Source organism: Lishizhenia sp. (assembly GCF_033720595.1).
Taxonomy (GTDB): Bacteria; Bacteroidota; Bacteroidia; order Flavobacteriales_D; family Crocinitomicaceae; genus Lishizhenia.
In genome coordinates this window covers 1-7,107 of record NZ_JAWWCF010000162.1, presented here as the reverse complement: position 1 = coordinate 7,107, position 7,107 = coordinate 1, and the positions used below count along the sequence as shown (strand labels likewise).

Here is a 7,107-nt window from a genome sequence, read left to right as displayed (position 1 = left end):
TTAGTAAGTATAACGGGGATTGGACAAGTAACCTCTCCCTCCTACTTACCATCCCCTTCTTTGTTCTATTCAACACACTTTTTCAGTTACTTTGCTCTTATCTCATCATTAGCTATAAATCTGCCCAGGTGTTCTTTTTAAGAGAATTCTTATTGCGTTTAATTCAAACAGCCTCTATAGGTATCTACCTTCTATTTGACTTGAGCTTTGTAGATTTTGTTTATCTCTATGTATTGAGTTATTTAATTGTACTCCTCTTTGCTTTCTTTAATTTGATCAGAAGTAAAGTTTTTGCCTTAAAAGATCTCTTTGCTTTCAAACGTGGAATGCCGATTAAGGAATATCTCCAATATGGGTTTTACACGATAGTTGCAGGATTTAGTTCTTCATTTGTTAGCAACATAGATATTCTTATGATTGGAGCTTTATTGGCCAGTGGTGAGGTGGAATCTGGTAAGTATAAAACGGCTATTTATTTAACAACCTTGGTCTCAATTCCCTTGCGTCCTTTGTTCCAAATCATGTACTCTATGGTGAGTAATTGGTGGAAACAGAACAAGAATAAGGAAATTGAAAAGATGTACCAACAAAGTGCTCAGTACGGGATATTGGTGAGCAGTATTTTACTTTCTCTTCTTCTGATTAATATCAATTGGTTAGAAGGTTTGGTCTTTAAAAACCTAAAAGATTCATTTTGGATAATTTTGTTCTTTGGGATGGGTCAGTTTATAGTAAATGCAACCGGTATAAATGGGTTAATCATTAACTTATCTAAATACTATAAAGTCACTACCTACAGCATTTTCGTGCTAGCGGTGCTCAACTTTGGTTTAAATTATAGTTTCATTCAATGGTTCGGTGTTGCTGGTGCAGCTCTCGCCACAGGAATTAGTTTATCGGTAATCAATATCTTTAAATTGATCTTTGTATCGCATAAATTAAAATTGAAAGTAATCACCAAAGCACTCCGTCAGATTCTATTGGTTAGTTTATTGGGACTGGCTTTAATCAGCGTATTACAGTATACTGTACATATTACTTGGCAAATGAGTATTTTCTTAAATCTATTAGCGCTAGGTATTATTCTCATTTACGTCAAAAGATCCGGTCTAATCGCCAAGTTGAAAGTATTAACTCAAAAGAAGTAAAGTATGAAAGTTCTTTTTACAAGTCACTGGTATCCCAATGCGAAAAGTAAAAACGGTGCTTTTATTGCTAAGCATTTTGAACTCATCCAAGAACACTTCGAGGTAGATTTAATTACCGTTAACATACACTCGGGCAAAGAGATTTTTAAGAAGGAAGTACACCAAATAGAGCCTTTCCATACAGAGATTGAAATTAGTTCAAGGTTCTGGAAGTTTATTTATCTCTTTTACTTTCTTCAAAAACTGTTGGTATGGAAAACGGTCCTCCAAACAATAAAAAACAAGAAATACGATATAATCCATGCGAATGTAACACATCCAAATGGTGTGATGGCAGAATACCTATCTTCACAAACGAACACCCCCTACCTTATCAGTGAGCATCACTCCCAATTCAAGCGTTATTTCCATTCGATGATTACCCGCAGGGCTTATAGAAAAGCCTTGGAAAAAGCACAATACATTCTTCCGGTTTCTAAACAGCTTCAAGAAATCATCTCAGAACTGGTTCCTACTACCCCCCAAGAAGTAGTACCCAATGTTATTTCAAAAAAGAATTTCTTTCCTCACCCCCCGCAAAACAATAAACAACCCACTGCCATTGCTATAGGTACTTGGAATGATAGCAAATACAACACCAAGCTTCCCAAACTAATGGTTGAAGCTTTGAATTCTTATGCAGAAAAGCATCAGCAAAACATTCAATTGATACATTGTGGATATTGCACTATAAAAGAAGAACTACTGGCACTTTGTGGTACCTTTTTAACAATAGATTTTAAAGGACTTCAAGATCCTGCAGCCATAAACGCTTTCCTCAACCAAAGTGATTTTTTTATGCACGGCACACGGTCAGAAACCTTTTGTGTAGTAAGTGTTGAGGCACAAATGGCGGGAAGACCTATTTTGATTTCTAACATCGACCCCATCCCAGAGGTAACTATTCCGGAAGGTAGAGTATTGGTTGAGAACAAACTTGAAGCATGGGTAAAAGGAATTGAAACTATCCTAAAAAGTGAATATAGTCCTGAAGAAATAAGTCAGGCCGCTAATGCGCTTCACTCCCCACAAATTATCATAGATAAATTAAAAAAAGTTTATCCAAAAGCTTAAGACGCAGTATTTACTTTCTCCCAAAATCTGCAGGTATTTCTCCCCAGACTTTGGTTTCCCATTTACGAATTTCTGTAGAGTATTGATTGGTGCGTAGCCAATGCTCAGCTCGTGCAATTAATTGATGTAGTTGTTGATTTTTCTCTGTTTTCGCCAACTTGGTTTTACAGGTCTTTTGTTTGATCCAAGAGATTGCAATTTTTGAATCTGAATAAATGGGCATGGTACTCCCCTTTTGCTTTAACAAAGCTAAACCGTGTACAAGTGCCAAGAATTCTCCAACGTTATTTGTACCGTCTAGATAAGGACCCTTTATAAAAAGCTGCTCTCCTGTTTTTGTATATACTCCCCTGTACTCCATTTTACCAGGATTACCAGCACAGGCAGCATCCACACAGATAGAGTTTAATTCAATACCTTGTTTAACCATGTCTTCGCGAGAGATGGTAGCACCTGACTTCTTTCCTTTCACCTCTTCATAGCTTCCAGCAAAGGCGTGTTCCGCTTCATCCTTGGTTAAAAAGCTTTTGTACTTGGCATTGGTATATCCTTCAATCTGAAGTTTACAATCTGCCCAAGAAGTATAAATCCCGGGTTCATGTCCCTCCCAAACCACATAGTATTTTTGCTTTTTCCTTGCCATAGATGCGACTAAGATAAGAAGGAAAAGAATTTGGTGAAGAAAATTAAACTTTAACTTTCCACAGCTTGATGTAACTATCTTCCTTGTGTTCTCTTGCCAAGTAATAGAGATAGCCATCTTTTATTTTAATTTGTTGAGGAAAGGTATGTTTATGAATGTGGGTAAGCTTACCACCTTCTTTAAAATCATTGCCCAAGTCTTGAACCATTATCAATCCTCCATCCAATAACTTCGCGTAAAACACATCGCCATTTTCTGCTTGAATAATATGATCTGCCCAACTTTCTTTATGGTGATAAATGATATCAAATATTTCTTGACTTTCAAAGGAGCTCCCTTTGATACCAATGTTTTCTTTGTGATTTAATATGACGTAACCTGTATCTATGTTGAAAAATGGAACATAAGCCTCTTTCGATAGAACCATATGATTAAAATTAATCCCCATAGCTGATAAGTTATTTATGTTTGCCGCCCACTCTCGTTCATGTCTGATTTGGTCTTCCAGCAAACTGTAATAGTTCTCCATATCATTGGACATATAAAGTAGGTTATTAACATCATTCACCGTATCAAACTCTATAAACATATGCGTTTGATTTTTATTCAAAAAAGTTTCATAAACCAAGCCTTTATCGGTTGTTCCAACACAATTGGACAGGAGCGATAAAAATTTATCCTTTTGCATGGGATATAAAAATTCAACTTCATGTTCATGGAAATAGATTTGATAGGCAGAATCTGAAGTAAATAAATGATGGTACCCCATACAATCTGTATAAAACCCCTCTGGTTTTTGATCAAGTGTGGTACGTCTTAATTCTTCGAATTTGGCATTTACTCTTCTTAATACATACACTAACTTTATTTTAGATAAAAGCACGATATCATCACCATCGAATAAATAATCCAAGACGTATTCATCCTCAAGCGTAGGTAATTTTACTTGCTGAAAGGCACTGATATCCACCCCCTCTAATTCTTGAATGGTATCTTCTTGTGCAAAAGGTAAGAAGGGAATAAATAGACAAATGAGTAGTAGCTTTTTCATAACGACATATTTAACTACCTAAAATACTCAGCTTCAGCCTGAAAAACAATACAAAAAATTACATTTCGTGAGAAGTTTATACATATCTAAACTTTATCATCTGACAAATTTCACCTGTTACTTTCTACAATTTGTCGCATTACACTTTATAAAACCGTCAATTTGTCAGCAGAACTCCACTGGCATAAAGATTGACTTACAGGAGCCAAACACAACGCAAATTAATATATATGAAAACGGGTAATATTAATGTACAAACGGAAAACATATTTCCGATCATTAAAAAGTTCTTGTATTCTGACCACGAGATATTCTTAAGAGAGTTAGTATCGAACGCAGTTGATGCCTCTCAAAAATTAAAATTCTTTGCCAACAATGGTGAGTACACCGGTGAAATGGGTGACTTACAAGTTGAGGTAATTTTAGACGAAGCAGCTAAAACTTTAACCATTAAAGACAATGGTATTGGTATGACAGCTGAGGAGATTGATAAATACATCAATCAAATTGCCTTCTCTGGAGCCGAAGAATTCGTTCAAAAATACGAAGGTAAAGAAGGTGCAGAAAACATTATCGGACACTTCGGTTTAGGGTTCTACTCTGCCTTTATGGTTGCTGATAAAGTTCAAATAAGAACATTAGCGCGTTACGAAGGTGCACAAGCAGTTCAATGGGAATCTAACGGAGATCCTCAGTACACGATTACTGAAATTGACAAAGCAGACAGAGGAACAGAAATCGTTCTTCACATTTCTGAAGAGTCTAAAGAATTTTTAGAAAAAACCAGAATCCAAGGTATACTTGACAAATACTGTAAATTCTTACCAATTCCAGTAATTTTTGGTACGAAAACAGAAACAAAGGACGATCCTTCTGGAGAAAAAGATGAAAACGATAAGGTAAAACAAATTAGTGTTGAAGTACCAAATCAAGTAAACAATCCTGCTCCTGCTTGGACAAAGAAACCAGCTGATTTAACAGATGAAGACTATGGTACTTTCTACCGTGAATTGTACCCAATGAGCTTTGACCAGCCTTTGTTCCACATTCACTTAAACGTAGACTACCCGTTCAATTTAACAGGTATTCTTTACTTCCCTAAGATTAAGGAAAACGTAGAAGTACAACGTAACAAAATTAACTTGTACTCTAACCAAGTATTTATTACGGACAGTGTTGAGGAAATCGTTCCTGAATTCTTAACCTTATTACACGGGGTTATCGATTCACCAGATATTCCATTAAACGTTTCTCGTTCTTACTTACAGAGTGATAGCAATGTGAAGAAAATCTCTTCTCACATCACCAAAAAAGTAGCGGATAAGTTACGTGAGATGTTCAACAAAGACAGAGAAGATTTCGAAAGCAAATACGAAGATTTACGCATCTTTATTGAGTACGGAACCTTGTCTGATGAGAAATTTGCTGACAAAGCGAAAGCTTTCTCTATGGTAAAAACAACAGAAGATAAATACTTTACAATTGAAGAATTCAAAGAAAAGGTAAAAGATCTTCAAACTGATAAAGACGGTAAAACAGTTTTCTTATACACCAACAATAAAGACGAGCAATACAGCTTTGTACAAGCTGCGAAAGACAGAGGTTACGAAGTATTAGAGTTAGACGGTCCATTGGTTTCGCACTGGATTTCTAACATCGAAAGCAAGTTCGAGAATGTAAGCTTTGCACGTGTAGATGCTGATACTTTAGACAAGTTAATTGCAAAAGGAGATGATATTCCTTCTAAACTTTCTAAAGAGGACGAAGAAGCCTTAAAACCGGTGTTTGAAGGTGTTGTAGACAGTGAAAAATACAAAGTACAATTCGAAAGCATGTCTGAAACAGACGCTCCAGTTGTATTGACACAACCAGAATTCATCCGAAGAATGATGGAGCAACAGAAATACGGAGGTGCTGGATTTATGGGTGCTTTCCCTGAAACTTACAACATGGTAATTAACAGCAATCACCCTAAGATTTCTGACATTTTGGGAGAAGCTGATAGTTCAGTAAAAGAAAACAAAGCCAAACAATTGGCAGACCTTGCTTTATTAGCACAAGGCTTACTAAAGGGAGAGAAATTAAACGACTTCGTAAAACGAAGTGTAGAATTAATATAACACACGAAAGGGACGTTTCGGCGTCCCTTTTTTTATACTATGGGAACAGGATATTATAAATTCATTTTTGCAGCATTAGGTTTTTTATTTTTTGGATACAGCATAGGTTGGGCGATATTTGGATTCTTCATTGGAGCCATCGCTGATGTTTACCCAGTTCTAAAAAAGCAACTCAACGCCTTTCAAAATGGCGACTTTCAAGGTGCTTTTAACAGAGCTGGTGCTGGAGCAAGTACTGGCGGGGGAAGCTATGGAAATCCGCAAGACATCTTTAACTATTACCAAAGACAAAGTCAGCAATACGATTTCCCAACCATGTTAATTGCCTTATCAGCAGCAGTAATGAAAGCAGATGGTAAAGTATTGAAAGTAGAGTTGAACTATGTAAAAAAATTCTTTTCCAGACAATTTGGAAACCAATTCAATACAACTCATTTACAAACCTTAAAGCAATTTTTAGATACCCCTTCAATTCCTATAGATGAAATCTGCAGAGACGTTAACATGCGTATGCAGCCTGCCATGCGCACACAATTGATCCACTACCTTTTCGGAATTGCTCAAGCAGATGGCAGTGTAAGCAAAGCAGAAAGTGATTTAATCAACCGTATTTCTCGCTTATTAGGCGTAGGAACGAGTGATTATACCTCTGTGAAAAACATGTTCCAAAGAGATACAGACAGCGATTATAAAATTTTAGGAATTACCAAGGCTGCAACGGACGATGAAATAAAGAAAGCCTACCGTAAAATGGCCATCAAGTTCCACCCGGATAAAGTGGCCCAAATGGGAGATGAATATCAAAAAGGCGCCAAAGAGAAATTCCAACAAATCAATGATGCCTACGAAGCCATTAAAAAAGCAAGAGGTATAAAATAGAAGATTTTAGTTTTAGCAGGAAAAGCACAACTCAAAAGGGTTGTGCTTTTTTGATATGAATCCATATTGCATTAAAAGAGAATAATTATTTTAGCGATCAACTTAAAATAGTAAATACCTAAATAAAAAACATGAAACAATTAATTACACTAC

The 7,107-nt window shown here is 36.2% G+C and carries 6 protein-coding genes; 4 read left to right on the top strand and 2 right to left on the bottom strand.

All coding sequences use genetic code 11. The features are described from left to right. The coding region (locus R3333_RS11195) for a polysaccharide biosynthesis C-terminal domain-containing protein (RefSeq protein WP_318958866.1) at nucleotides 1–1,148 on the top strand (1,148 nt) is incomplete at its 5' end. A 3-nt stretch (nucleotides 1,149–1,151) separates the two neighbouring features. Beyond that, entirely contained in the window at nucleotides 1,152–2,261 is a 1,110-nt protein-coding gene (locus tag R3333_RS11190) for a glycosyltransferase (protein WP_318958865.1), read from the top strand. Between the two features lie 10 nt (nucleotides 2,262–2,271). On the opposite strand, the gene R3333_RS11185 is transcribed toward R3333_RS11190, so the two are convergent. Together R3333_RS11185 and R3333_RS11180 are read right to left on the bottom strand one after the other, a co-directional pair. After that, the gene (locus R3333_RS11185; protein WP_318958864.1) at nucleotides 2,272–2,904 is read right to left on the bottom strand and encodes a ribonuclease H family protein; all 633 of its coding nucleotides are present in this window, start codon (nucleotides 2,902–2,904) and stop codon (nucleotides 2,272–2,274) included. 43 nt (nucleotides 2,905–2,947) lie between these two features. Then, nucleotides 2,948–3,955 carry a hypothetical protein gene (locus R3333_RS11180; protein WP_318958863.1) on the bottom strand — a complete coding sequence of 336 codons (1,008 nt, stop codon included), beginning with the start codon at nucleotides 3,953–3,955 and terminating at the stop codon, nucleotides 2,948–2,950. A gap of 230 nt (nucleotides 3,956–4,185) precedes the next feature. Here R3333_RS11180 and htpG point away from each other — a divergent pair, with 230 nt between their 5' ends. After that, a complete protein-coding gene (htpG, locus tag R3333_RS11175) occupies nucleotides 4,186–6,075 on the top strand; it encodes a molecular chaperone HtpG (protein WP_318958862.1) in 1,890 nt (629 codons plus the stop codon). 39 nt (nucleotides 6,076–6,114) lie between these two features. Beyond that, complete coding sequence (locus R3333_RS11170) at nucleotides 6,115–6,954, top strand: TerB family tellurite resistance protein (protein WP_318958861.1); 840 nt, start codon at nucleotides 6,115–6,117, stop codon at nucleotides 6,952–6,954. Nucleotides 6,955–7,107 lie beyond the last annotated feature (153 nt).

What these genes read in the sequence shown, in the direction of transcription:
- R3333_RS11180 (WP_318958863.1), bottom strand. Translation starts at nt 3,955, where the DNA reads ATGAAAAAGCTACTACTCATTTGTCTATTTATTCCCTTCTTACCTTTT.
- R3333_RS11190 (WP_318958865.1), top strand. Translation starts at nt 1,152, where the DNA reads ATGAAAGTTCTTTTTACAAGTCACTGGTATCCCAATGCGAAAAGTAAA.
- R3333_RS11185 (WP_318958864.1), bottom strand. Translation starts at nt 2,904, where the DNA reads ATGGCAAGGAAAAAGCAAAAATACTATGTGGTTTGGGAGGGACATGAA.
- htpG (WP_318958862.1), top strand. Translation starts at nt 4,186, where the DNA reads ATGAAAACGGGTAATATTAATGTACAAACGGAAAACATATTTCCGATC.
- R3333_RS11170 (WP_318958861.1), top strand. Translation starts at nt 6,115, where the DNA reads ATGGGAACAGGATATTATAAATTCATTTTTGCAGCATTAGGTTTTTTA.